The sequence below is a fragment of the Spirosoma oryzicola genome (assembly GCF_021233055.1).
In the GTDB taxonomy this organism is placed as follows: Bacteria; Bacteroidota; Bacteroidia; order Cytophagales; family Spirosomataceae; genus Spirosoma; species Spirosoma oryzicola.
Genome location: NZ_CP089538.1, coordinates 3,990,802 through 4,015,767, shown reverse-complemented (window position 1 = coordinate 4,015,767; position 24,966 = coordinate 3,990,802). Strand labels below are relative to the sequence as shown.

18 protein-coding genes are annotated in these 24,966 nt (G+C 51.1%); 12 read left to right on the top strand and 6 right to left on the bottom strand.

The window, feature by feature from the left end:
• Window positions 1-33: 33 nt before the first annotated feature.
• The 6 genes from LQ777_RS17000 (at window position 34) to LQ777_RS16975 (ending at window position 9,501) form a co-directional block, all read left to right on the top strand.
• Window positions 34-1,350, top strand: coding sequence for a hypothetical protein (locus tag LQ777_RS17000; protein WP_232559129.1), 1,317 nt, complete (start codon window positions 34-36; stop codon window positions 1,348-1,350).
• 9 nt (window positions 1,351-1,359) lie between these two features.
• Entirely contained in the window at window positions 1,360-1,734 is a 375-nt protein-coding gene (locus LQ777_RS16995) for a hypothetical protein (protein WP_232559128.1), read from the top strand.
• A gap of 107 nt (window positions 1,735-1,841) precedes the next feature.
• Window positions 1,842-3,323, top strand: a complete 1,482-nt coding sequence (locus LQ777_RS16990; RefSeq protein ID WP_232559127.1) for a hypothetical protein — start codon at window positions 1,842-1,844, stop codon at window positions 3,321-3,323.
• Window positions 3,324-3,392: 69 nt separating this feature from the next.
• A complete protein-coding gene (locus tag LQ777_RS16985) occupies window positions 3,393-6,953 on the top strand; it encodes a hypothetical protein (RefSeq protein WP_232559126.1) in 3,561 nt (1,186 codons plus the stop codon).
• A gap of 4 nt (window positions 6,954-6,957) precedes the next feature.
• Window positions 6,958-7,815 (top strand): hypothetical protein, encoded by an 858-nt coding sequence (locus LQ777_RS16980; RefSeq protein ID WP_232559125.1) that lies wholly within the window; start codon window positions 6,958-6,960, stop codon window positions 7,813-7,815.
• Between the two features lie 123 nt (window positions 7,816-7,938).
• A complete protein-coding gene (locus tag LQ777_RS16975) occupies window positions 7,939-9,501 on the top strand; it encodes a WG repeat-containing protein (protein WP_232559124.1) in 1,563 nt (520 codons plus the stop codon).
• A 4-nt stretch (window positions 9,502-9,505) separates the two neighbouring features.
• Here LQ777_RS16975 and LQ777_RS16970 read toward each other — a convergent pair whose 3' ends face one another.
• Genes LQ777_RS16970 through LQ777_RS16960 form a run of 3 tightly spaced genes read right to left on the bottom strand, consistent with a single transcriptional unit; the run spans window position 9,506 to window position 12,303 of the window.
• Window positions 9,506-11,038 (bottom strand): hypothetical protein, encoded by a 1,533-nt coding sequence (locus tag LQ777_RS16970; RefSeq protein WP_232559123.1) that lies wholly within the window; start codon window positions 11,036-11,038, stop codon window positions 9,506-9,508.
• Window positions 11,039-11,050: 12 nt separating this feature from the next.
• Entirely contained in the window at window positions 11,051-11,962 is a 912-nt protein-coding gene (locus LQ777_RS16965) for a hypothetical protein (protein WP_232559122.1), read from the bottom strand.
• Window positions 11,963-11,964: 2 nt separating this feature from the next.
• Window positions 11,965-12,303, bottom strand: a complete 339-nt coding sequence (locus LQ777_RS16960) for a PKD domain-containing protein (protein WP_232559121.1) — start codon at window positions 12,301-12,303, stop codon at window positions 11,965-11,967.
• Between the two features lie 205 nt (window positions 12,304-12,508).
• On the opposite strand from LQ777_RS16960, the gene LQ777_RS16955 reads away from it, so the two are divergent.
• Window positions 12,509-16,192 carry a PAS domain S-box protein gene (locus tag LQ777_RS16955; RefSeq protein WP_232559120.1) on the top strand — a complete coding sequence of 1,228 codons (3,684 nt, stop codon included), beginning with the start codon at window positions 12,509-12,511 and terminating at the stop codon, window positions 16,190-16,192.
• A 70-nt stretch (window positions 16,193-16,262) separates the two neighbouring features.
• On the opposite strand, the gene LQ777_RS16950 is transcribed toward LQ777_RS16955, so the two are convergent.
• Window positions 16,263-16,700 (bottom strand): WapI family immunity protein, encoded by a 438-nt coding sequence (locus tag LQ777_RS16950; RefSeq protein WP_232559119.1) that lies wholly within the window; start codon window positions 16,698-16,700, stop codon window positions 16,263-16,265.
• Between the two features lie 348 nt (window positions 16,701-17,048).
• Here LQ777_RS16950 and LQ777_RS16945 point away from each other — a divergent pair, with 348 nt between their 5' ends.
• The 5 genes from LQ777_RS16945 to LQ777_RS16925 all read left to right on the top strand — a co-directional run bounded on the left by LQ777_RS16945 (window position 17,049) and on the right by LQ777_RS16925 (window position 22,676).
• Window positions 17,049-17,429 (top strand): response regulator, encoded by a 381-nt coding sequence (locus LQ777_RS16945; protein WP_232559118.1) that lies wholly within the window; start codon window positions 17,049-17,051, stop codon window positions 17,427-17,429.
• Window positions 17,430-17,547: 118 nt separating this feature from the next.
• Window positions 17,548-18,309 carry an MBL fold metallo-hydrolase gene (locus LQ777_RS16940; RefSeq protein ID WP_232559117.1) on the top strand — a complete coding sequence of 254 codons (762 nt, stop codon included), beginning with the start codon at window positions 17,548-17,550 and terminating at the stop codon, window positions 18,307-18,309.
• Window positions 18,310-18,398: 89 nt separating this feature from the next.
• A complete protein-coding gene (locus LQ777_RS16935; RefSeq protein ID WP_232559116.1) occupies window positions 18,399-19,430 on the top strand; it encodes an oxygenase MpaB family protein in 1,032 nt (343 codons plus the stop codon).
• 77 nt (window positions 19,431-19,507) lie between these two features.
• Window positions 19,508-20,884 carry a tRNA uridine-5-carboxymethylaminomethyl(34) synthesis GTPase MnmE gene (gene mnmE / locus LQ777_RS16930; RefSeq protein WP_232559115.1) on the top strand — a complete coding sequence of 459 codons (1,377 nt, stop codon included), beginning with the start codon at window positions 19,508-19,510 and terminating at the stop codon, window positions 20,882-20,884.
• A 970-nt stretch (window positions 20,885-21,854) separates the two neighbouring features.
• A complete protein-coding gene (locus tag LQ777_RS16925; protein ID WP_232559114.1) occupies window positions 21,855-22,676 on the top strand; it encodes a glycosyltransferase family 2 protein in 822 nt (273 codons plus the stop codon).
• On the opposite strand, the gene LQ777_RS16920 is transcribed toward LQ777_RS16925, so the two are convergent.
• Both LQ777_RS16920 and LQ777_RS16915 read right to left on the bottom strand, forming a co-directional pair.
• Window positions 22,622-23,743, bottom strand: coding sequence for a glycosyltransferase (locus LQ777_RS16920; protein ID WP_232559113.1), 1,122 nt, complete (start codon window positions 23,741-23,743; stop codon window positions 22,622-22,624). The two genes, LQ777_RS16925 and LQ777_RS16920, sit on opposite strands and share 55 nt — an antisense overlap.
• Window positions 23,733-24,818 (bottom strand): glycosyltransferase, encoded by a 1,086-nt coding sequence (locus LQ777_RS16915; RefSeq protein ID WP_232559112.1) that lies wholly within the window; start codon window positions 24,816-24,818, stop codon window positions 23,733-23,735. The genes LQ777_RS16920 and LQ777_RS16915 overlap by 11 nt, the downstream gene beginning before the upstream one ends.
• Window positions 24,819-24,966: the final 148 nt, after the last annotated feature.

Below are 24,966 nucleotides of genomic sequence, written 5' to 3'. Positions count from 1 at the left end.
GTTTGGTACTTTTGCTCCGCACACATTCTCGTAATGACGAAAAAATTATTCATGATCCGCACACGAATAGGCTGGTATAACCTGCTTTTGGGCGTAGGGCTGGCCACCTTTTTGCAGAGCTGTAATCTGGCTCCAAAAGAAGAGGAAACGCCTACTGTCAAAGCCGATACCATTAACCAGATTAATTTCTTTCTGGAAACGTCGGCTAGTATGGGTGGCTATCTAAACGGTAGTACCGAGTTCAAAAATATCGTTTCCGAATTTGCGAACAAGCTCAGCCAGATCGAGCCGGTTCGTAAACCCCTCGCCCTTTATACCATCAGCACCGAAGCGCAGGCGTATCCCGGCGACGTTGACAAATTCGTGACGAGTCTGGCGACGGTTCCGCTGGCGAACGCCCGTAGTTCCGAATTGCACACGATTTTCCGGCAGGTAGGCGAAAAAGCGCGTAACAACAGCGTCGCCTTACTGGTGTCGGATTGTATTCTATCGTTTCCCGACGAAGACATCAAGAAAAATCCGCAGATCAACGCCACGGACGCGTCGAGCGTGCTGAAAAACGAAATCAACCGGCAGTTCGCTCAGTTGAGCAAAGACACGATCAACGCGACGGTCTACGCCTTTTCGTCGGCTTTCAACGGGACGTATTACGATTACCAGAACAAAAAGCAGAAGCTAAACGGCGAATCGCGACCGTTTTATATCTGGGTGATCGGCAAACAGCGCGTTCTGAACCTGTTCAATCAGAAACTACAGGCCACGCTGACTACAAAGCCCGATAAGCAGCTTGACTTTGGCGGAACCGGTACGATTACGGACTACGATCTATTTTACACCCTGAACCGGAAAGGCGAAAACTGGAACGCCGATGAGCCACGGATTACCAATCTCAAGGGTGTGCGAACGGACCGGCCAGCAGAATTTGCCATCGGTGTTAACCTGAGCGGCTTGCCGTCTTACGCCCAGACGGAAGCCTACCTGACCAAAAATCTAAACGTGTCGGCGGGTAATGCGGGGGTGAAACTACTCCGGATCGAACCCAAGGATGCTGTCAAAGACACGGAAAAGCTAAAAACGAACGAAGCGAAGATGCTGAGCGAAGCCACGCACGTGCTGACGTTTCGGGTTACGCAGTTATTCGAGCCAAAAACACCCGTTACGATCAAACTGCCCGTTCGGTACGATACGTGGTACTTGAATCAATCGACGATGGACGACCGTACCGCAACCGGTCGGGAAGGGAAAACATTTGCGCTTGAACACCTGATGAATGGTGTCCGCGATGCGTACGAAACCCGTTCCGGCAATGATAAATCGTTTCTTCAACTGAATCTTACCCTCGAACAATAAACAAGCCCCATGTTCACTGCTTTGTACGAATTGCTGATCGGCAAAAACCCTGACCCAACGTATCGCAACACTGTTTTTACGCCTGTCGGCTTACTGACAGTGGTGATTATGCTGGCGTTAGCGGCCACCTTCTATCTGTTACTTGGCCGTTGGCAGGCCGTTTTTCACCGAACCAGTCATTGGATCATTACGCTGGTTATCGCTCTGATTATCGCCTTTTCGCTGGCTGTCAGTTACGCGAAAGATGCAACCGGCGAGCCTGAAGCGGACAGCTATATGCTTGGTTTCGGTGGAGTTAACTTAATTCTGGCGGGGCTGTTGTTTTTCGGTTTTTCGCTACTCTTCCGGCGCGGTTCAAAGTTTGCCCGGTACACCCCGTTTTAAATCGTAGTTGACACTAGTTTTCAGGGTTTGGTTTTCAGGCTGGCGTAAACGAGAATGATCGCTTCGCGGCCTGAAAACAAAAAGCTGGAAGCTGAACATGTAAAAAGATGAAGCTTTTTGTTTTTGCTATCGGCGGGACAGGTGCGCGGGTACTGCGTTCGCTAACGATGATGCTGGCAGCCGGGGCCAAAGTACCCGATAATCTGACAATCATCCCGATTCTGCTGGATATGGATATGCAGAATGGCGATACGGCCCGTGCGCTTAACGGTGTCGAACTGTACCGGACCATCCGCAATGCGGCTTATCCGAACGGAGCCGCGCCGAACAGTCAGGCCTTTTTTGCCGCGCCCATCCAGTCGCTGGGCACGCTCCAGAGCGAAACCACGCAGGAACGCATCGGCGATTCGTTTCTACCCCAATTGACCGAGCACCAGGGTACGTTCGAGGAGTTTTTGAACGTCAGCACGATGGACGACATCGACCGGGAATTGCTGAAAGTGCTGTACGACAACTCGGCCCGGCCCACCAGTGCGGAGCTGAAACTCGATCTGTCGGTTGGTTTCAAAGGCAATCCGAACATTGGTAGCGTCGTATTTAACGCCCTCGAAGATTCGGCCCTCTACAAATACTTCGTCGGCGCGTTCAATAACGAAACGGACCGGATTTTCATCATTAGTTCGATCTTCGGTGGTACCGGTTCGTCGGGCTTTCCGCAGTTGGTGAAGCTGTTGCAGGAGCCGAGTCAGAAAATGCCGATTCGCAATGCCCGCAAAGGAGCCGTTACGGTGATGCCGTATTTTGCGCTGGAAGAAAACGGGCAGAGCGCCATCGACCAGAACCGCTTCAACTCGAAAACGAAGGCGGCCCTGTCGTACTACCAGAATCAGATTCATCTTGATTCGCTGTATTACATCGGTGACAAACCCGGCGCTAAGCTTTACGCGAACGTGGAAGGTGGCGTCAAACAAGCCAACAATGCGCATATCGTAGAACTGCTGGCTGCTGAAACCGTTCTGGATTTTGCGAACCGGGGGGCGGGTGAATTTGCTGGTGCCAAAACGTACTACGAATACGGCCTCCGGCGCGACGACCGTCAACTGGATTTCGTTCACTTCGCTGACTCGACGTACCGCAACGTGATGCAGCCGATGATTCGGTTTGCCTACGCCAGCAAGTTCTATACCGAGTACATACCTGCAAACCTGCGGGAGTCTTTTGCCAAAAGCTTGGGCTTGCAGCAGCAATTGGGTAGTGGAACCTACTTCGTGGCGCTGACCAAGTTTATGGGAGAATATTTCCGGAAATGGCTGTCTGAAATGGCCGATAACGACCGCAAATTCGACCCGTTCAATTTCCAGACGGATTTCAACGGAATGGTTCGTGCCAAACAAATTGAGCCTAAAACCTTCATGGGCTTTGGCGACAAAGGAATCAACGAAAGCTTCCTGCTGAACGAAGCGGGCGACGCCGAGCCAAAACTCCTGGCCCAGTACCCGCAGCCCGAAACGCGCCTGATGCACCTGTTGATGGTCGTCGCCGATAAGTGTATGCAAAAACTCGGTGACCTCAACCGGCAGCTTGTTTAAACCTAATGTTTGGCCTACCGCTAGCTCGCTAAGGCTGTAGGCCGGATTTTGTAAACTGAAAAGTTTAGTATGCCCCATATCCTTCGCATTGACAACGACCCGAACGTGGTCGAACAAAATCACCTCGGCTGGACGGGCGGAACCGTTGGGCTGGTCGGTAATCGCATTGAACACATCCCCGATACCCTGCTGAATCAGGCAGGACTGGCCGCCAAAGCGGGTACCTCCATTCCGTCGCCGTTTGCCCGGTTGTATCTGTTTGATGCTGCTTTCCGGCTGGTGATGAATGACCTGCGTCCGGCTCAGCCGAATATGTACCATGTGCTGGTATCGCACTGCCTCGATCTGCTCGAGCTGTTGTTCCAGGCCGGGGCCAGCCCTGACCTGACGTACCGGGTCTGGAATCGCGCGGATCGGCTTGGTGCGTTGAACCAAAAAGCACCGTTGCCCAACGCGCCGAATCGGCGGCATCCGCACCGGGTACTGGCGAAGGCGCTGGAACTGGACATGCGCCACGATCTGGCTAACCTGCAAACCTTCACGCTGATTTACTACAAAGGCGCGTTGCTGGGCGGCACGTCACCGCTGACGTTGGTATTTACGTCGCCCAACTGGGAGCAGGAACGCCAGAACAAGTTTCTCGATCCACCCAAGAGCAGTACGGGCCGGGTGTTGTTTCAGCAAGAATACGTACCCCTCGAAAATCGTGACCGGGCGTTCGTGACGTACCTGAGCCGGTTGTTCGAACAATACAAAAACCTGCTGCCGGAAAACAGTGGTCTGATGAAATTTCTGGACAAACTGTTCCGCGACAATCCGTATCCGCTACCCGTTGATGCCGGAAAAACGCTCAATGATTTTATTCCGATCAGCACCAACATCGAAGGGTTCAGTACGCTTCAGGTCGTGACGGGCTTACCGCTCTACAGCGTTCGGGCCGACGACGTGTTGCGCGAGGTGGAAAGCAACAGCGATTTTGTGATGCTGCCAACGGTTGGTTACTACAAAGAAGAAACCAACAAGAACGGCGTCAAAACAAACGTGCGGCCTCCCTTGGCACTGGCTTCGCGGATGGATGTGCGCGGACGATACGTCAAAAATACTGACTGGGATTCCCGTACCGTTATTCCGTCGTCGCTGCTGAACGATCTGAGCGCGGGCGGATTGCTGGCCGACCGTCGGTTGCCGGGCGTCGATAACGTGCAGTATCCATTCGTCTCGACCGACGATTTCCTGGAGGATTTTTTGATTCGGATGCCGTTCAAAATCAACAGCGAACGGTTCTTTACCGGAACGGCAAACCGCGCGGATTGCGATTTTCTGCTGCCGGTTCGAAAAGAATATTTCAATTTCTTTACCCTCGACGATCTGCGCAATTACCTGACGCTGGACATCAGCGACCAGCGCGTTACGGTTACGCTCAAAGTACCCGTGCGTGGGCAAAGCGTACGATTTGTAGACTTCCGGAAGACGTACGAACTGAACGAACCCGAAAAAGTCCTCGACCTACCGGTCGGCATGGGTTTCTTCCCGTTCTATCGACTGACGATTCCCGACCAGCAAACGCTGAATCGGTACACGGTTCTGCTGGCCGACGGTACAACGTCGCAGGCAACGCAGGCAAATTTCTACCGGTTCCAGGATGTGGTCAGCCAACATGCGCTGACGAGTGGGAAACCCCAGCCCCGCAGTCCGAAAGTAGGCGAACGACCTGCATCGTATTATTACAAGATCAACGAAGCGTTCGATCTGGTCGAAATTCAGCTGTCCAACAACGATATTCCGTACCGGGGCATGGTGTTGCCGGAGTTTATCACGGTTTCAAATCGGGGCTACGAAGAGTTTACGTTTGCGATTGACTTTGGTACGTCGAATACGCACGTAGCGTATCTGGTCAAGGATCAGGGCGGTTCTAAACCTGATCCAGAAGCACTGACCGTTACCGAAGATGACCTGCAAATGGTTTTGCTCAACAAGCCGTACTCGGGACCGGGAATTAGCAAGGATTATGACCGGTACAGCGTCCGGAGCAGCTTTGGCGCGTTCGAGCAATTAGAGCCGCTGGTCCGGCGCGAGTTCGTACCGCCCCTCATTGGCCGAAATCCGAGACTGGGTACACCCTTTGCCTTTCCCTTACGGACGACCATCTACGAGCGGGAGGGACTTACGCAGGGGGGCGACTACCTGTTTACGAAACTGAACCTCGGCTTCAACATCGACCTTGAACAGGTTACGGTGGGCGAGAACAACCGCTATGTATCGACACTGAAATGGTTATTCGAGAATAAGCCAAACGATACGCTGAACGATTTGCGGGTGCGGGCGTTTTTCGAGACGCTTCTGCTCTTGATTCGCCATAAGGTTGTGCAGAACAAAGGCGATGTGGCCCTGACGAAAATCGTCTGGCTGGCTCCGTCGAGCATGACCCGGCGTACGCGCAACCGACTGACCGCCGAGTGGAACAAAGCGATGCAGGAGGTATTTGGTACTACGGCTTATTTTCAGGATGAACCTATTCTGGAATCGCTGGCACCGTACTTCTATCTGCAACGGCAGGGCGTTCTGCCGACGGCCAATGCGGTCAACGTCGATATCGGAGGGGGCACGTCGGATTTGATGTTTTTTGCGCAGAGCCAGCGTCGGTATTTCAATACCTCATTCCGATTCGCAGCCAACGATATCTGGGGTGGAGGCCTCGATGAAACGGGAGCACCGTCGGGACGGATGGACAACGGCTTCGTGTCCAACTTCCTGACGTACCGGAGCAACAACCCATCAAGCCAGAAAACAGGAGCCGATCAGACGCTGGACGCTTTCCTGGACCCTAAACGTCGGATGTCGCCCGAAGATGTGGTGAGCTTGCTGTTCAAATACGACGATCATTTCCAGTTTACGAAAGCGATTCAGAACCAGCAGCCCGCGTTGTTGATTGTGCTGTACCTGCATTACGCGTCGATCATATACCACTTGGTGCAGCTGATCGAATCGCAGGAAAAGCAGGATGCCGGTGTACCGCTCGATCTGCCGCGCTTCCTGACGTTCACGGGTCGGGGTAGCCAGTACCTGAACCTGCTTGGTACGCGGGGCGATCTGATCGATTACACCAAGCGGTTGTTTGCCGCTTATACGACCAAGCCGGTGCCCGCCAATTTCCAGATTCTGCTGACTGATAACCCGAAAGAAACAACGGCAAACGGCGCGGTTCTGTACCAGACGGCTACTGACCGCGATCAGTACCGGGGCAACCAGACAACGGCGTATTGGGGTAACGAGCCAACGCACCCAATTTCGTTCGCTTACAACGAAACGACCGTAGACGTAGTGGGTGGCGAAAACGATTTCCACGACTCTGTACTTCGAAACGTGCGTGATTTTCTGGAAAAGACGTTAAAAAATAGCTCGGTGTCGGCTTTCCTCGGTGACTTTGGTATTCGCCGGACGCAGGATTACTACGACTTCTTGGTTGGCTCGGACGTAACCCGGAGTAGCGTACTGCACGATAGCTACATGCTGGCTAAACTGCCCATCGAACGCGATGCCGATGCGCGGCTGTCGGAAACGTTCTTTTTCCTGCCGCTCAAGAACGCGCTCTACGAACTGTCGAAATACATTGCCAAAAATCAGTCGTAACCGAATGATGACGCAACGATTCAAAAAAGGCTGGCTGTTGGTTCTCGGACTGACAGCCAGCGTAGTCGCGCAGGCTCAAGACACAGTAGTCGCGCAAACGCAAGATGCAGGCGCAGCGTCGAAACCAAGCGTCTACACCTACCTGGCTTTAATTCTTGCGCTTGTCGCTACCATTGGCCTGGTCCTGCTCTGGTGGCAAAGTCGGTTGGCGTGGAGTAAAATTAATGCGGAGCGACGATCCCCAAGTGGTAGCACCGATAGTATGCGCGAAGTAAGTGGACGCGTTACTTCGCTAGAACAGGATAATAGGGCATTGGTTACGAAGTTGAAAGCTCTGGAAGCCCAATTAGCGCAGCTTCGCGAACAGCAAACGGCTCGGGTCGATCATCGGCCAGCCCCCACACAGCCCGCTGTCGCATCGACACCACCGCCTTCCCCGCGACCAGCGCCCGCTCAACCGGTAGTTGCTACCAGCGAACCTGTTCAACGCCCTGCTGCACCAATGCCGTCACAAGCGCAGCGGTCTGCCCCGGTCAAGACGCTACCGTCAAAACTATACGCCCGCACGGCCGATGTACCCGGTGGTTTTAGCGTAAGTAGCTTGGTCGAAACGCCCAACCGGCCAATGGTCTTTGTGATTACGCCAACGGGACCAGCACAGGCTACCTTCCGCGTGACCGACGATCCGGAAGCCCAGCGGCTAGCGCTTAGCGACCCCTATTCGTACCTGAGCGACGCCTGCAATTACCAGTCCCGACCCGAAGCAAACAGCCGTATTCACATGATTTCTGACGGAAAATTGCAATTGCAAGGTGAAAAATGGCATATTATTGAAAAAGCGGAAATTAGTTTCTATGCCTAATGTGTTAGGTGTGTAGTGGGGTAGTCCTAATGAGTGGTGTCAGATTTGAGAATCTGACACCACTCATTAGGACTACCTTGTTTGCCAATTCTACTTACCCAATCCAGCATTTAGGCTGTCACGATGACGCTTACCGAATTAAAAGAACGAATAAAAGAAGAGGTCGTCCTGCACGAAGGCGACTTGAAAGAATGGCAGTGGCGCAGAAATGGTCTGCTAACCGAAGCCGAGCAGGATGGTATTGCGTCCGCTGAATTTATGCGGCTGGTCAACGACGTGAGCTACCAGGTCGGCGGGTTGTTCCCCCGCATCAACTCGTTGAAATCGACGGCTGAAACGTACGCGCGGACCGACAAAAAAAAACTATTACCCCTGCACCTTGAAGAAATCATTACTGAAGCGGAACGATTGACCTTATCGCGGTCGTTCGTAACGGATCGCTGGCTTCCGGCTATTCTGGCTACCATTCCTGATCCGCCTAAATCAGAGCCAGTAACGGCACCCCCTCCACAACCCGTTCCTTCGGCTCCGTCGATACCTCAGGCCACTCCAACGAGTATAAGCCGGGAGGAGGTACGGAAGCGGATTGCGGCCAAACTCGACTTATACAAATCACAACAAACGATTCAATCCTGGGTGTTGCGGGATTTGTTAAGCAGCATCGACGCCGACGAATCGGTCGTAACCGAAGAAGTCTTCTCGTATCTGGTCAGCAATTTCTTTAAAGCCGCTCGCGAACCGCAGGGTAATTCACTGCGCGAACGACTGGTATCTGCCGATTGGGAAAATGTGCTGTACAAGTCCGATTCGAAGCCTGCGCCCGTTGTAAAGACGGAGCCTTATCGTCCAGAACCGACGCGCATTCCCGAACCACAGCCCGTTGTCCGTTCGTTTACCGCCCAGCCCGCCCGTGTACACAAAGGCGAGGCTGTAACCTTATCCTGGGAGGTAGACAATTTGTTGGCCGTTACAATTGACGATCTGGGTACGGGCCTTTCTCCGCAAAACAGGGGTTGGGTCAAGCCGACAAAAACCACCGACTATACCCTTTTCGACGCCAATAATAATCCGTTGAGTACGGTTCGGGTAGAGGTTATTCCCCGCGACCGAAGTGGCGTATATGGCGTGTTGTTCGCGCTGGCGTTGCTGGCCTTGATTTACTGGTTTATCAAAAATACGAGTTCACAGCAGCCCGAACCACCCCGCAAGTCGCGAACGGAAAAAGCGACTAAGCATGCAACGAGTCGTTCCTCTCGTCTGCCTAAAAAAAAGCGTAAGGCGGTAGAAGAAGTAGCTGAGAAACCGGTCAAAAACCCAGTAGAAACCGTTGCCAGCGATGAACCTGCTCCAAAGGTCAGTGTGCAGAAGGAGGAGGCTCCCGTTCGGACTGCCTCCGCACCGGCTAGCAGCGAGCCTTCTCCAAGCCGGTCGTCATCGCAAACCGCGAAACCACAATACTCCGAACCTGCCGATAAGCCTTACGACAAAGTAGATAATCGCATTGATGAGCAGGGCTGGCGCATGGCCCGAAAAGGTAAACGCTGGGGCTATGTCAACGAATACGACGAATGGGTGATCCAGCCCCAGTTTGAAGCGACGACACCTTTCCGTGGAAATACCGCTTCTGTTTTTCTCAACGGGCAGCTCATGACCATTGATCGATCAGGAGCGCAGGTTCGGAATTAGCCTTCTATTCGGTGCCGGTCTGCACGGCCAAATGTTGAAACTTAACAGTTGGCGAGGCCGCAATGAAGCCGATACCATTTCCTTTGAAGGGTCGGAAAACGTGCGGACTGTCTTCTACTTCCTGTCCATTGATGTAAAAGTGAAGTTGATTCAGTTCCTTCTTGATGGTCAACGTGTTGCGCTCGCGATTAACGGGGACTTTTGGTGAAACAGGATTGCCGGGCATGTAATTGGCAAACGTGCTACCGTTGGTAATCGATTTGATCGATACGCGGTTAGCGCCCATAAGCCGAAATTGACAAAACGTAGTAACATCTTTCACCCCGACCAGTAGACCACCATCGGGCTGGACACCCGGCGGCACAATCATATCAACGGTTATGGTAAAGGTCTTTGCTTTGTTAAGATCCACTGCTTGCGGCAGACGGATATAACTATGAGCAGGATTAGCCGTTGCGGGAGACGTTTTACGGATGTAATAATTGCCGAGGCTCATTTCCAGTTCATAGCCATTTTTTCGCCCAACCAGCCAATGATTCTGATTGTCGGTAAATGATTCAGTGAAGGAGACCGGGCCTGTACTAGCGGGTTTGGACGCTTCGGTCTTCGGTACGGACTCTGTAGCGATGGATGCTGTCGTATTATCTGCAACCGGGGCCGGGGTCGTATTAGTTGTGGCTGGCTGGGTTACGGAGCTGGTATACGAGGGTAGCGGCTCCGGACCGGACGCGCCGAGCGTAACGCTCAGCTTCTGAAAAGCCGTCCAGTAAGCGGAGGAAATCATACCAATCCCATTGCCCGGTAGCATTCTGAACCGGTAAGGACTGGTACGAATTTCCTGGTCATTAATATAAAAGTGGAGCGAATACCCTTTCCGCCGAATGGTGAGCCGGTTGCGATTGGATTCCACGGGAATACCGGGTTTAAAGAAATCGCCGGACATGTAATCGCTGGTTGTCTGGCCGTTTACCATTCGAACGATTGAAACTTCCCCCTGACCGTTCAGCGTAAAGGCGTTATAATTCAGAGAGTCGCGAACGCCGAACAGAATGCCACCACTGGGTACGCGTCCCGAATCGGCCAATACGTCAATTTTGATGGTAAACTGGTCCGCTACGTTCAGGTTGATGTCTGTTGGCAACGGCACATAACTAAACGCTGCCTGCCTCGTACTACTGTTCCGTTTGAGAATACTGTAGCGGCCCATCCCAATCTGGTAGTGGTAATCACCCTGGATTCCGGCTTTCCAGCCGTTGCGGTTGGTTGCGAAGTCACCGGTAAAGGCAGGGCGGAAGCCGGGGGTTGTCGCTGGAGCGGAATTTGTCCGGTTCGCTCTGGAAGTAGCGCTACGCAGTGGTGCCGACGAAGCGGATTGACCGGTAGTTGGCTGCGTTGGCGACGTGGGATGGATCGTGACTTTCTGCCACTCGCTCGATGCCGAATAAATAAACGGTTTGGACTCTCGGGTTGTCGTCGATTGCCCAACGCTGTATTTCGTTAGCGAAACAAATGCGATAACGAAGAAAATCAGGCGCATGGTCATTTTTGCTTAGAATGAATACCGGATGCCCGCCGTTGGCTGGCCAGCCTGAAGGCCCGGATAAGCCGAGAAAGACCGAATCCGACGGGCTTCTTTCTTTAACTGGCTGTTTCGCAGTCCTCTCAATAGTGTCAGCACCACATCGGTTGCCGCTACGGCAATAGCTACCCTCGTTGCCACGTAATACCGGTGATGGTGATCGTTGGCAAGGGCATAGTACGGTTCGCCAGCCTGGGCATTTTTCTGCTGTTCGTAGATAGCAAAATTATCCCTCGACTTTTGGCGCTCGATGATACCGTAGGCCGCTAAGCCGTAACATCCTATTGTTATTAACGGACGCAGACCAAGTTTTGGCTTAGGCCACTGCACAAAAATATTGCCGACACCCGGTGCCACCGCCGATAGCAAAGCCCAGGCCGGTCCGGCGTAGCGATCCTGGCGGGGTCGCTCCTGACCGGGTCGCTCCGTGTTGGATTGGGATGGCTGTGCACTGGATGGTGCTGCGCCAGTGGGTGTCGTTGGGGCGGGTTCGGTAACGGCATCCGGGCGGGGTGCGGGGGCGTTCGCCAACGGAGAGGACTCCCGTATCGGGCTCGTTTTGATCCGGACAACGGCCTGAATTTCTTCGTTGAGCGCATAGCCGTTCGCTAAGGCGTTCCAAACAATGCGCCGGTCGGAGCCCGCTGTAATTCGAGTGCCTATATCACCCCGTACAAACTGGGGGAGAACGGTTAGAAGGCCGCGCTGACGACTGCGTACATCAAAATAAACAGAGTCGCCGGGGCGGGCGTTAACCAGATCATAGCGAATTTCCAGTTGTGTTGAGTCCAGTACGCGCAGGCGAATGTTGCGCACGCGTTCCTGAGCCCAGGCCGGAGAGTTTATGAGCAAGTACAAACTAACAAGAAAGAGCAATCGCATGATCATTGGTTACGGACGGTTATTCGGTAGGTCGTGGTGAAGATATCGTCACAGGTATTGGCTATTGTCATGGTTACTACGTAGGTCCCGGCTTTTTCGTAATTGTACGCCACGCGTGTTCCGACACGGTTTACGCCTTTATTATCGCCAAAATCCCAACCTATCAGGCCAATGTCGCCCTGAGGGTTTTCCGCAAATAAAGTTACGTCCAGTCGGTCGGCGGTGAAGCCAATCGTGGCGGAGGGTTTGGCGCAGGTAGGAAAGGTTTTTCGTTTTAAATCAAAAGGTTCGCAACTTAGTAGCGTAAGCGAAAGAAAACTGATAATAAACCACGTTCGCATAGTTGTAGGATCATTCAGGGCAAATTTCGCAATATTATGTCAACGAATTAACGGCTTTCGAATAAAAATGATCCTTGGCATCCGAGCGGGATGCTTTGTGGAAAATTGATATTTTTTTTACATTTAATCAGTGAGTCAATAAAGGTATACGTTATCACTGACAGTCAAGTTACTTCTATAATTACCTACTCACTGACGGTTAACTATGCAATGGTCTGCCAAAACAAAAGATGAATTAGTCGCCGAGATTCAACGGCTTCATCATGAACGCGATGGGGTAGCGCTGGCGGATGGAACGCCCTATACGGATGTTCGTCAGACGCTCGATCAGCTTAATTTAATCGGCGTTACCGTCGATCAGGAAGGAACCTTATTGTATGTCAATCCCTACACGTATCGCGTAACAGCCTGGCAACCGGATGAGGTTGTCGGAAAAAACTTCTTTGACGTTTTTATTCCGGCGGCTGACCGGGCCCGGCTCGAACTGGAATTTGAAGAAGCGCTCACTAAACGCGTCAATCCTGAACAGAAAGAAGTTAGTCTGCTGGCACGGAGCGGAGCGGTCCGAAACGTACGGCTCAACTCGTTTATCATCAATCCCGCCGATGATCTTAAGGCAGCGTCGTTTACGCTGATCGGCGAAGACGTTACCAATAAACGGCGCGTGGCGTCGGCCTTATCGAATACCAACGCGCAGTTGCAGGATCTGGTCGATAATACGTCGGATCTGATTCAGCTTCTGACACTGGACGGTAAGTTTATTTTTGTTAATAAAGCCTGGCGTGAGATGCTCGGCTACAGTTCGGACGAAATTGCAGCGCTGAACCTGCGTGACGTGCTGCATCCCGACTATACCGATAGTACGCTGGCGATGCTCAGTCGTATTCAGAACGGCGATAAGTTGCCTTATTTTGAAACGGTTTTTCGCAGTCGATCCGGCAAAACGCTTTTTCTGTCGGGTAGTGTCAACTGCCGGTTCGATAACGGTCGTCCGACGGCGTTCCGTTGCATCCTGCACGATATAACCGGTAAGATTCGGGCGGAAAAATCGCAGAAGCTGTACTATAGCATCGCCAACTGGACGATCAATACGCCCAATCTAAACGAGCTGTATCACAAGATTCACGAGGAATTGGGCAACATCATCGATGCGCGCAACTTTTTCATTGCCCTCTACGATTCCAGTAAAACCTACCTGTCGTTTCCGTATTACGTCGATGAGTACTTCGGAGGCAACATGCGGTTTACCAAACGGAAGCTGGGTAACGGCCTTACCGAATACACGATTCGGGCGAATAAGCCCTTGTTTCTGTACGAAAAAGACATTCGGCAGCTGGCCGAACAGCATCAGATCGACTTGTACGGGCAGCTCCAACCGCAGGTGATGCTAACGGCCCCCTTGCGGATCGGTGACGAAATCACGGGAATTATTGGCGTTAAATCGTACGATGACGCCCAAATATACGGTCCCCGCGACCTGGAATTACTGGAGTTTATTTCGGGGCAGGTCGCGCTGGCTATTGCCCGCAAGCAGTCGGAGGCTGTACTGGACAAGCAGAACGCCCGACTGAATGCCATTTTTGACAGCAGCACGTATCTGATCTGGTCGGTCAATAAAGCGCTGAAGCTGACGTCGTTCAACAAAAACTACACGCGCCTGATCGAGTACCAATTGGACGAGTCACCGATGATTCAATCGAGTGCGCCCAAGCTGGGCTGGCGGATGATCGGGGAAGAAAACCGGAAAATGCTGGAAGAAAAGTACCGGCAGGCGTTCCGGGGCTTTCCGCAAAACTTCGAGCTGTATTTCGAAACCGTTCGGGGAGAAACCTACCTGGAATTTCACCTGAATCCGATCCTGCTGGCCGGGGGCGTCATTGACGAAGTATCGGGCATTGCTCGGGATATCACCAACCGCAAACGAGCCGAAATTGCGACCCGGCAAAGCGAAGAAAAATTCCGGGGAATTTTCGAAAACCTACAGGATATTTACGTTCGGGTGGATCGCAAAGGGCGGATTACAATGATTAGCCCATCGGTCTTCAAACGCATGGGTTATACGCCTGAAGAAGTGCTGGGTCAGGATGCCACGCAGTATTTCGTTGACAAGAGTGTGATTCACCGGGCCATGATTAAGTTGGGTCGTAATCACAGCCTGCGCAACTTTGAAGTGAGTATGCGTCGAAAAGACGGTACCGAGCGGCAGTTTATGTTCAATATGCTGCTTTTGAAGGACGAGCAGGGCGATTACTCGGTGGTGGCCGTGCTGGCCCGTGACATTACAGAACTCAAACGGCAGTCGGCTGAGCTGGTCAAAGCCAAAGAAGAAGCCGAACGTTCGTTAAAAGTAAAAGAACGGTTCCTCGCCAACATGAGCCACGAAATCCGGACGCCGATGAACGGGGTTATTGGCATGATCGACCTGCTGAACGACACCCGGCTGGACGATGAGCAGCGTAGCTACGTGAAAACCATCAAGCGGTCGTCAGAAACGTTGCTCAATATCCTGAACGACATTCTGGATCTCTCCAAGATTGAGGCTGGTAAAATGGCGCTGCACGAGTCACCGGTCGCCTTCCGGGAAATTTTCGATAAACTCATCGCGCTTTTTGGGCAGCAGGCCAGTTCTAAAAACAACGAACTGACGTACCACATCAGCCCTGACTTGCCAGTTTATGTCATTGCTGACCAGACCCGGCTGTTGCAAATCCTGTCGAACCTAACCTCCAATGCGATCAAGTTCACGGAGAACGGCACCGTGCGCGTGGAAGCCTCGCTGATCAGCAAGCGCGGTAAATTCAACCGAATTCGGATCAATGTAAACGATTCGGGTATCGGGATCTCACCGGAGAATATTAACCTGCTGTTCAACTCATTCAGTCAGGTCGATACGTCGTCACGGAAGTCATTCGGAGGAACCGGTCTTGGCTTGGCTATCTCCAAAGAGTTGGCCAGTCTGATGAAAGGGGATGTTGGCGTAGAATCGGAGGTGGGCAAGGGCAGTACATTCTGGTTTACGATTGAACTGAAAGAAACGGCCATCAGCCCAACCCCACAAAATACCGAAGTCGCCGAAGTTGCGTTAGCGAATTTCTTCAGCGATTACCACCCCAACGTGCTACTCGTTGATGATAACGCCGTCAATCGGAAAGTCGCCAGCGAAATTCTGCGCAAAGCGGGTTGTGTCGTCGTTACGGCTGATAGTGGTCCGGCTGCCATCCGGGAAGTCGAAACGCGAATCGATAAAGTTCAGGGTGACGCCTTCGACGTTATTTTCATGGACATTCAGATGCCGGATATGGACGGGGTTGAAACGACGCGTAACCTGCGCGAGCAGTTTGGCAAGCAGCTTCCGAAAGTAGTGGCCATGACGGCTTATTCCATGCGGGAAGACCGGGAGCGATTTATCAGTCAGGGGCTTGACGATTATATTGCTAAGCCTATCCGTGCGCAGAGCCTGATAGCGAAGGTGAAAGAAATTACGGATGCCAACCGGGCCAGGCAGCAGGCGATTCCTGTCCAATCACCAAAGGTAAGCGCGGTTGTCGTGGAACCTGCGCTGCCCATCATCGACGAAGACATTGTCAGTCAACTTCGCGACATCGGTGGACAGGAATTGGTTGATAGCATCATGGAGGAATTTGTGACGGAAGCTACCGAACTGGTCAACGGCGCGGTTGAAGCTTACAAACTCGGCGATATTCCCACCGTCAAAAGTCACCTGCATACGCTTAAAGGCAGTGCCGGAACGATTGGTGTATCCCGTGTCGCGGATATTTCCCGTACAGCCGAGGGTAAGCTCAAGGTGAACGATACGAGCGGACTGGCCGAGGCTTTGCAGGCATTAGAAGCTGCGTTCTCCGAGTTTTTGGCAGAGTGGACAAAATAAAAAAACGCGGGGGCTGTTTGAGCAGCCCCCGCGTAAGTTATAAACGGGCCGTTGTTTATCGATCCGTTGATTAGTCTCTTACAGGAAACCGCTTGAGCTGCCGTTCCAGATCCTGAATAGCTCCTTGAAGTTCCCGCTTGTCGGGAGTGACCGGCAGATAAAAAGGGATTCTGTCGCGCTTCCAGTTGGGCAAAGCGTCTGAACTAAGCTTAATCCGGAACCGGTAGTCACCTTTCCCAATTGAAACATGACTAAATCCCAGCGCCGGGTCAACAAAACTTAGCTTGGAACATAATTCCTGACCATCCTCCATGGAGCGCATCCACTTCAGGAGTAATTCCATTTCCCAGGTTGATAAGATAGATGCCGTGCGGACGTAATTGTGCGCTTGGTAAGACGTTTTTAGACTGACAATAAGCCAGTTGCGGTCCATAAAGTAAGGCGAGTCACTGCATTCATAATCAAGAATGTTCAGCTCAAAAGAGCCTTCAGGTCCGGTCAGTTTCATAGAGTAGGTTAGCAAGAAGGTTTAACACACAAGAAGCTACATTAACAACGTAGTGTGGCAGGCGGTGGCAGTCACTAACAGACGGTACGGAGCCGTCAGCGCAGAGTAAAGAACAGTAACTCTATAGTAGTTAGTGGATAGGAGAAATAAACTTACGAATAAAATTGGATTGATGTACTACTCAAGTGTATTTTTTTTATAAAAATTGGTTTGGATCAACGCAGGAAAAAGCTTACCTACTTATAAACCAATGAAATTATGATTTCGGACCCTTAACGCCCTTTTTTGCGTTTGCGGATAAAATGCTAATTTCACCTCGCTAAAACATAACACGATTCCCCAAGCCCTATGTCAGCTTCCAAACGCGTCCTGATTGCCGAAGATAGCTCTGTTATCCAGAATCTGGCTCGTAAAATTCTTGAGTTCCAGAATTACGATATTACGGCTGTAAAAAACGGCGAACAGGTATTGCAGATTCTTGAGAAAGAAGATTTTAGTATCCTGCTGTTAGATATCAACATGCCTATCATGGATGGTATGGAGTGCGTTCGGCGCGTTCGGGCCTTACCCGAAAAAGAGAAAGCCGCCGTTCCAATCGTTGCCATCACGGGTAACGCTAAAAATTACACCGAAGAAGAATTCAAAACGGCGGGCTTTAACGACGTTCTGGTTAAGCCACTCAATTTTGATCGGTTGGTCGAAGTTGTGAACCAATTGACAGATAAATAATTAGTGAATGTGCGGATTGGTGATTAATGAAGCTGGTGTTTCAGTGATCGACTGTTTGCTAGTTTGCAGAATCGCCAGCCCGGTCATCTAACGTGCCTTGGGCACTCATTCACTACGTATGATTATAACACTGCTGGGAACAGGAACATCGTCGGGAGTGCCGTTGATTGGATGCGAGTGCGATGTGTGCCGATCCGTAGATTTTCGCGATAAACGGCTCCGCTCGTCTATTCATATTGCGGTAGACGGGCGGAGTTTCGTTGTCGATACAGGGCCGGATTTCCGTCAGCAGATGCTGCGTCTTGATCTCAAACAACTCGACGCTGTTTTGTTTACGCACGAACACAAAGACCATACCGCTGGTCTGGACGAGGTTCGCGCTTTTAATTTCCGGTCGGGCCGGGACATGCCCATCTACGCCCGTTCGACGGTTCTCAATCAGCTGGAACGGGAGTTTTCGTACATATTTTCCGAACACAAGTACCCCGGCATTCCACAGATTCGAGTTCACGAAATTCAAAATGAACCGTTCGAGGTAGAAGGAGTGACGGTCATACCTATCGAAGTACTGCATCATAAATTAGCCGTTTTCGGGTTTCGCATCGGCGACTTTACGTATCTGACCGACCTCAACTACATTGAGGAAGGGGAGCTACGTAAAGTGTATGGTACCAAAGTTTTGGTGCTTGATGCACTCCAGCGGCAACCACACATTTCGCATTTTACGCTTGACCAGGCTGTTGACCTGGCAAATCGTATCGGCGCCGACCAGACCTATTTTACGCACATCAGCCATCGACTTGGCTTACATCGGGAGGTTGAGAACGAGTTACCGATGCATATCCGGCTCGGTTACGACGGCTTGCGGATCAGGGTATAGTGCTGATTAATGAGTGTCCTTCTGACAAGATTCGCTCCAAACCAATTTCTTACGCACGACGTTACTGAGTTGAAACCAGTAGCCATCCGATGCCAACCTTAATTAAACCCTCGCGACTATTTTCGAACGAACTGTTACAAAGCTGTCGGCAGCAGGGCGACCCAGCCGCCGATGCGGTAATAGCAACCGTTGTCGAGGAGAATGGCCGTGACGCACTTCGTCAGCTAATGACATGGCTGGCAGACAACCACAACTTTACGACGGATGGACAGCCGGAAGCGGTACGCACTTTTTTTGCTACGTACAATCGATTGCCAGCCTGGGCGGATGCCAAACAGATGGCCGAAGGCATGCGGTTCTTTAAAAAAAATGCGGGTCAGATCGGGCTGATTCTGGGTTGTTTCTCATTGCCCTACTGCTACTTAGGCGCCGATGGCGCTCAAGTTCTATGGTTAACGGAACGGATTAAAAACGATACGGTTCGGCGGTTGCAGGAAACCGGTGAGTGGGTGTTTGGTATCAACGACCCTAAGGAATGGGTAAGTGAAAAAGCCGTAAATCGAACGCTTAAAGTACGACTGATTCATGCCGGAGCGCGCTGGTTTTCAACGCACTCAGGACGGTGGAATATGAACTGGGGAACTCCGGTAAACCAGGAAGATATGGCCGGTACCAATCTGGCTTTTTCGTACATTGTGCTGCTGGGCCTGCGTAAAATGGGCGTACTGTCCACGGAACAGGAGGAAGAAAGCTACCGGCATCACATCAACGTTGTTGGATACCTAAATGGGGTCAGCGAAGAGTTGTTGCCGCAAAATCTTCGGGAAGCTTATCTGCTGGGCCGTTCCATCGCTCAGCGTCATTTTAAGCCGTCAGAAGCGGGCGAAGGACTGACTCGTTCGTTACTCAACGCCATTGTTCAGCAGGTAAGCGACACGGCGAGCCAATCAGCGGAAAAACGACCCGAAACGATAAGGAACCTCGCTGCGGGGCAAATGCGTTTCTTTCTCGGCGATCAACATGCCGACTGGCTTGCTATTCCAAAGGCCGCTCTTGAAAAACGGCTGGTAGGCATAACGAGTCGATTGCCTGTTTTTTCGGGTCAACTACCTGGTCTTTAGTTTACGTCTTTGTGAGGATATCAGGCCGATGTACTCACAGAGCATGAACGTCAGACTCTAACTTATACACAATACACTTGTTTCAGCTAGAACCTATTGCTGCTTTGGCTACTGCGCCGGGCATTGGTGCCATTGCCATCATTCGCGTTTCGGGCGAAGGGGCGGTCGATATAACCGACCGCTTGTTTAACGGAAAAAATCTTACCCAACAGGCGTCTCATACGGCTCATTTCGGCACTTTGCGAAATACGGATGGCAGCATTATCGATGAAGTACTCGTTACGGTTTTTCGTGCGCCAAAGTCCTTCACCAAGGAAGATGTTGTTGAGATTTCGTGCCACGGTTCCGAGTTCATTATTCAGCAGATTCTGCGTCGGCTGAGTGGGGAAGGGGTTAGACTGGCTCGTCCGGGTGAGTTTACGCAGCGGGCTTTCCTCAATGGTCAGTTTGATCTGGTTCAGGCCGAAGCCGTAGCCGACCTGATTGCATCCGATTCCGACGCCAGCCATCGAGCCGCACTAAGCCAGCTGCGCGGTGGGTTTTCCAAACAACTCAAAGCGTTGCGTCAGCAATTGATCGACTTTGTTGCCTTGGTCGAGCTGGAACTTGATTTTGGCGAGGAAGACGTTGAATTTGCTCACCGCGATCAACTCCGGCAACTGATGCTTGCTATTCGGCGGGTACTTCATCCGTTGCTTGATTCGTTTTCGACGGGAAATGCAATTAAAAATGGTGTTCCTACGGTCATCGTGGGTAAGCCTAACGCGGGAAAATCAACGTTGCTCAATGCTTTGTTAAACGAAGAGAAAGCCATTGTGTCGGATATTCCTGGTACAACGCGCGATGTTATTGAGGACGAATTATTTATTGATGGCATCCGTTTTCGGTTGATCGATACGGCTGGTCTGCGGCAGGCTACGGATCAGATTGAAGCCATCGGCATTGAACGAACGCAACAGAAAATGCGCGATGCGGCTATGGTCGTTTATCTTTTCGATGGCAAAAATATCGAGCCAGCAGAGCTACAAACGGCTATCGCAGAAGTTCGAACGTCGGGCAAGCCCTACCTGTTGGTTGGCAATAAAATGGACGTACTGACCGACGAAAAAAAACAGGATCTCGAAACCATTGCTGCCGAACCCATTATCTGGATCTCAGCGGCTACGCACACGCATCTGGAAGAATTAAAGGCGGCCTTATCAGCGCGGGTCCGGACAGATGCCGCTGTGCAGACAGGTAGCGCGGTTGTAACGAACGCGCGCCATTATGAACACCTTATCGGGACGGATAATGCACTCGCTCGGGCGATCAATGGACTTGATGCAAGCGTCACCCCCGATTGGCTGGCTATGGATTTACGAGTCGCTTTGCAGCACTTGGGAGAATTAACGGGAGAAATAACAACCGATGACTTACTTGATTCTATTTTTAGTAAATTCTGTATCGGAAAGTAAGCATACTTAAAGACCCACTTACTATTACATCGCACATAAAGCCCTTGAATGGGCTTTTTTTGTGATTATCAGTGTAGGTTTGGTAAGTGATAGTAGTTGTTTGTTGAGTAATCTGTGTGTTTTCGTGCGGTGCCCGTGTAAACAGAAAGTAAGTCCCTGTTTATCCTGTACTATCAGTTACTACGGAGGACGTATTACCTACTCTTAGACCAAAAGCAGTACTAGCTGTAAAATATTTACATCCCTTCATGTACCAACTATATATGTATCAACATACATTTGCTAATCGGATAAGCTGTAAACTCTTATCTGATTATTTGGGCGGTTAAATCAGCCTAAATATGGTGTGGATAGAAGCAGAAATCCTGACTCATGTTGAAGTCAGGATTTTTTGTGTTCTAAAAATGACAAAAGCCGCCAAAACGTCATTCTGGAGGCTTCGTTATAATGATGCTTCACTATTTATACGCTTCGTATCTGTAGATAACCGACTTTGTTGTTGTGGATTTTGCTGATAATTAGCGACGCGAGTGATTAGTAGTCCGTTGCTATCGTAGATGAGTTGATTTCGGCTGTTTATCCTATTGTTCTTGCTGAGCACCTCGGGTCCAGAACCTCTAATCACTAGGCCGGAAAAGCCATAATGGCTTAAATACGTCAGTTGCGCAAACTCCCGACTTAACTTGAAATGAAGTGTTTCCAATGGTTTTACAATCCGCTGCTGTAGACAACTACATGAATTACGTCTCTGACTGCCTAGTAGTTTGAGCTGCTTTTTTGCCATAATACTTTACCGATCAAAGCCATAATTCTTCATAACATAATGGTTCGATCTTCTCTTTTAGTTGAAAGCTAGACTCACTGATTAATCAGTCTAAAAGAAATTGGTTGATCATAAGCCTTTTCTAAAGCCGTTCATCGGTGAGCCTGTAAAGAGATGTCGGCTGGCCTAATCGAATAAACCTGTTTAATGAAGAAAATATCGGTATTAACCATTGTCCATAATCGGGAGAAGGCGTTAGTTAATCTAATCGACGGACTCAATCAAAGTCATCTCATGCCCGCTGAGCTGGTACTCATCTACATGAATGAAAAGCCTTATACAGTACCTAAAACATCGTTTCCGCTTGTCGAGCAACCCATTCACCACAGCAATCATCTGCCTTTGGCTCAAGCCAGGAACAGAGCCGTAGAGGCTGCATCCTACGATGATCTGGTTTTTTTGGACGTCGATTGCATTCCTCACCGCAGCATGCTCGGACATTATGCCAATGCCTTTGAACAGGATAGCAAGCTCTGGTCAGGACAAGTTCGGTATCTGCACCAAAACGCGGTCGAAGAAGCCGATTTCTGGCACCGGTTGGACGAATTAAGTAAAGCCGATCCGATTCGTACCAGCTCCGAATGCTTACCGTATCATTTGTTCTGGTCCTTGAACTTTGGCTGTAGCAAACAAACCTTTGATCAGATAGGCCGCTTTGACGAGGGCTACGGCGGCTACGGGGCCGAAGATACCGACTTTGCTTTCAGTGCACGCCAGGCTGCCGTTCCGTTAGCAATGATACCTGCTTTGGCGTACCACCAGTACCATACGAGTTACGATCCACCCCTAAACCACCTTCGGGATATCATAGCCAACGCTACCTTTTTTAAAAAGAAATGGCATGTGTGGCCCATGGAAGGATGGCTGACGAAATTCCAGCAGCGGGGGTTTATTCACTGGACGGAGGATCATATTCAGTTACTACGCGAACCTTCAACCGCCGAATTGCTATCGGCACTCAAGGAGTAGTCACCAGAATTATAGATTGATCCGTACGTCTGGCGGATCAGCTGAGCGGCCCGCGCCGTGGCTTCCTTGTCGACAATTCCTTGCCAATGTGGCTCACGAGCTGCTGTAGCGGTCAGTACAGCGGGCCAATTGGTCTGGTAAAGTTCATGGGGATGAACAACACAGGCTAGCGCTAACTGATCCAGTATCGTCGCTTTGATCAACTGCTCATCGAAAGGACGTTGCTCGGGAATAACGATGAAGCGCTTGTTGAGAGCGGCCATCTCCATAACGGTGTTGTGGCCCGCATTGCCAATTACCAGTACGCACCGCTCCAGGATCAAACGAGGATCATCAAGCTGACCATGCCATATAACGTTGGTCGGTACACGGTCCGTCGTTGAACCGGCTAGCTTACCCACAACTTCAAAGATCCAGTCGGGGGCTTGCTGGGCAATATGTATCAGAAATGTTGCGTCAAGGCTAGTTCCGCCTGCCCCCACTAAAACCGCTGCCCGATTTGCTTGTTCACCCGAGCGGCTATTGACCTGGAGTGGGTATCGGGAAAAGCCTCCGGTATAAACCAGTTTATTGGCCAGCCAGGGCGTTTCCTCCTGCTTCATCATCGGTGAAAAGGGGGCAAGCACTACTTCAGCACTCTGATAAGCCAGTTGATGGGGTAGATCCTGCCGATTGCCATGCTGCTTGATGACAATCGTTGGCACGCCACTCAACCTGGCCAGCAGGGCTACTTCGACCGAAACGTCAACCACGAACAGCAGTGGCGATACCCGATTAAAAAATTCGGTTAGTAAAGCCGTTCGTTGCCGCTGGCCCTCAACGTTCAGTGGAGCATAATGTAGCCCCTCGACCGGATTGCCTTCGGCGTAGTGCCTGTCTGCTGAAGAAGGGGTATCCATCGGCAGTTCAATGCAGTTGATGGAGTCCGGAATCAGGGATGAGTAGGCCTCTAATCGACTGCCTAAGAAGGTAATCTGGCAATCAGTCAACAACGTACTAATTGCCAGACACCGCATCAGATGGCCTGATCCGTGATGGTGAACATAAAATGCAATATTAATTGGCATAGACCAACGAGGGCGTAGAAATAAGTTGAGCAAAAAGCTGTTCGTAGGCGTCGACCATCCGTTCTACATCCAACTCGCTTTCGGCTCGCTGCCGGCAGTCGGCTCGGTTTAATAAAGCCGCCTGATTGATGCAGCGGGCCAGCTCGGAAGGAGACGAACTGCTTGTCAAACAACCCGACTTTTCGCACAAAATCGATGGCAATGCCCCTCGGGCGATACCTGCTACCGGCGTGCCGCAGGCCAGGCTTTCGGCTACGACCAGGCCGAAGGGTTCATCCCAGCAAGGAGTAATAACGCTTACATCGGCGTTGCCAATATAGTGGTTCAGCTGCTCGTGGCTGCAATTACCCACCAGTTCAACGGAATCGTCCAGTAGGGGTTGTACGTAGATATCGAAGTAGCTCCGATCCGCAATGCTGCCAGCAATCTTAATTTTTCTACCTGCTTCTTTAGCCGCCTGAATCGCCAGGTGAGTGCCTTTATCGGGATGAATACGGCCAAACCATAACACGTAGCCTCCCGTGGGCTGGTCAACAAAGGTCCAGCGCGTGGTGTCAACGCCATTGGAGACTACTTCACAGTCGCCAACAAATGGTCGCCATGCCTCGGCATTAGGTCTGGAAACGCTGACATACCGGATCTGGCCCCGCTTTTTTTCATGGCGAATCGCCCGCTTCAACTCAAAAATAGGGGGCGTGTGCAGGACAGTAAGCATGGGCGTTTGAATCAGAGAAGCCATGGTGATGGGCACATAATTCAGGCTGTTGTTGAAGATTATATCATGCCCCTGCCCGTCAATATCCTGCATCAGCTCCAAGTAAGCGTGATGGGTAGAAATAAATTCTTCACTTAGTTCATGCGACCGGAAGCGACTAAAGGTTTCCCGGTCGTAATCGGTATCACTCATGATAACCCGCACATTGAGGGCGGGGTCCGAGAGTTCGCTGGCATATAAGGTAATCTGATGCCCTCTGTTTTTCAGACGAAGACAAACGTCATGCGTGAATGCCTCTAGGCCCCCCATATACGGCTTGCGGATAGGGTGCTTGAGATGGGCAATAATTCCTATGTTCATCGGTTGAGTAGTGGTTTGTTATAATGCGCTTGCTGTAATTGCGTTTATGAGCCTAACAATCATCCAGGTAAGTATATAAGTGATCCTTTGTCGAAGTAGATTGTTTTAACGAATTATTCGGCTGTAGGCACATTGCAGACATACAAAC

Coding starts and splice junctions, on each gene's coding strand:
- LQ777_RS17000 (WP_232559129.1), top strand. CDS start 34: ATGACGAAAAAATTATTCATGATCCGCACACGAATAGGCTGGTATAAC.
- LQ777_RS16995 (WP_232559128.1), top strand. CDS start 1,360: ATGTTCACTGCTTTGTACGAATTGCTGATCGGCAAAAACCCTGACCCA.
- LQ777_RS16990 (WP_232559127.1), top strand. CDS start 1,842: ATGAAGCTTTTTGTTTTTGCTATCGGCGGGACAGGTGCGCGGGTACTG.
- LQ777_RS16985 (WP_232559126.1), top strand. CDS start 3,393: ATGCCCCATATCCTTCGCATTGACAACGACCCGAACGTGGTCGAACAA.
- LQ777_RS16980 (WP_232559125.1), top strand. CDS start 6,958: ATGATGACGCAACGATTCAAAAAAGGCTGGCTGTTGGTTCTCGGACTG.
- LQ777_RS16975 (WP_232559124.1), top strand. CDS start 7,939: ATGACGCTTACCGAATTAAAAGAACGAATAAAAGAAGAGGTCGTCCTG.
- LQ777_RS16970 (WP_232559123.1), bottom strand. CDS start 11,038: ATGCGCCTGATTTTCTTCGTTATCGCATTTGTTTCGCTAACGAAATAC.
- LQ777_RS16965 (WP_232559122.1), bottom strand. CDS start 11,962: ATGCGATTGCTCTTTCTTGTTAGTTTGTACTTGCTCATAAACTCTCCG.
- LQ777_RS16960 (WP_232559121.1), bottom strand. CDS start 12,303: ATGCGAACGTGGTTTATTATCAGTTTTCTTTCGCTTACGCTACTAAGT.
- LQ777_RS16955 (WP_232559120.1), top strand. CDS start 12,509: ATGCAATGGTCTGCCAAAACAAAAGATGAATTAGTCGCCGAGATTCAA.
- LQ777_RS16950 (WP_232559119.1), bottom strand. CDS start 16,700: ATGAAACTGACCGGACCTGAAGGCTCTTTTGAGCTGAACATTCTTGAT.
- LQ777_RS16945 (WP_232559118.1), top strand. CDS start 17,049: ATGTCAGCTTCCAAACGCGTCCTGATTGCCGAAGATAGCTCTGTTATC.
- LQ777_RS16940 (WP_232559117.1), top strand. CDS start 17,548: ATGATTATAACACTGCTGGGAACAGGAACATCGTCGGGAGTGCCGTTG.
- LQ777_RS16935 (WP_232559116.1), top strand. CDS start 18,399: ATGCCAACCTTAATTAAACCCTCGCGACTATTTTCGAACGAACTGTTA.
- LQ777_RS16925 (WP_232559114.1), top strand. CDS start 21,855: ATGAAGAAAATATCGGTATTAACCATTGTCCATAATCGGGAGAAGGCG.
- LQ777_RS16920 (WP_232559113.1), bottom strand. CDS start 23,743: ATGCCAATTAATATTGCATTTTATGTTCACCATCACGGATCAGGCCAT.
- LQ777_RS16915 (WP_232559112.1), bottom strand. CDS start 24,818: ATGAACATAGGAATTATTGCCCATCTCAAGCACCCTATCCGCAAGCCG.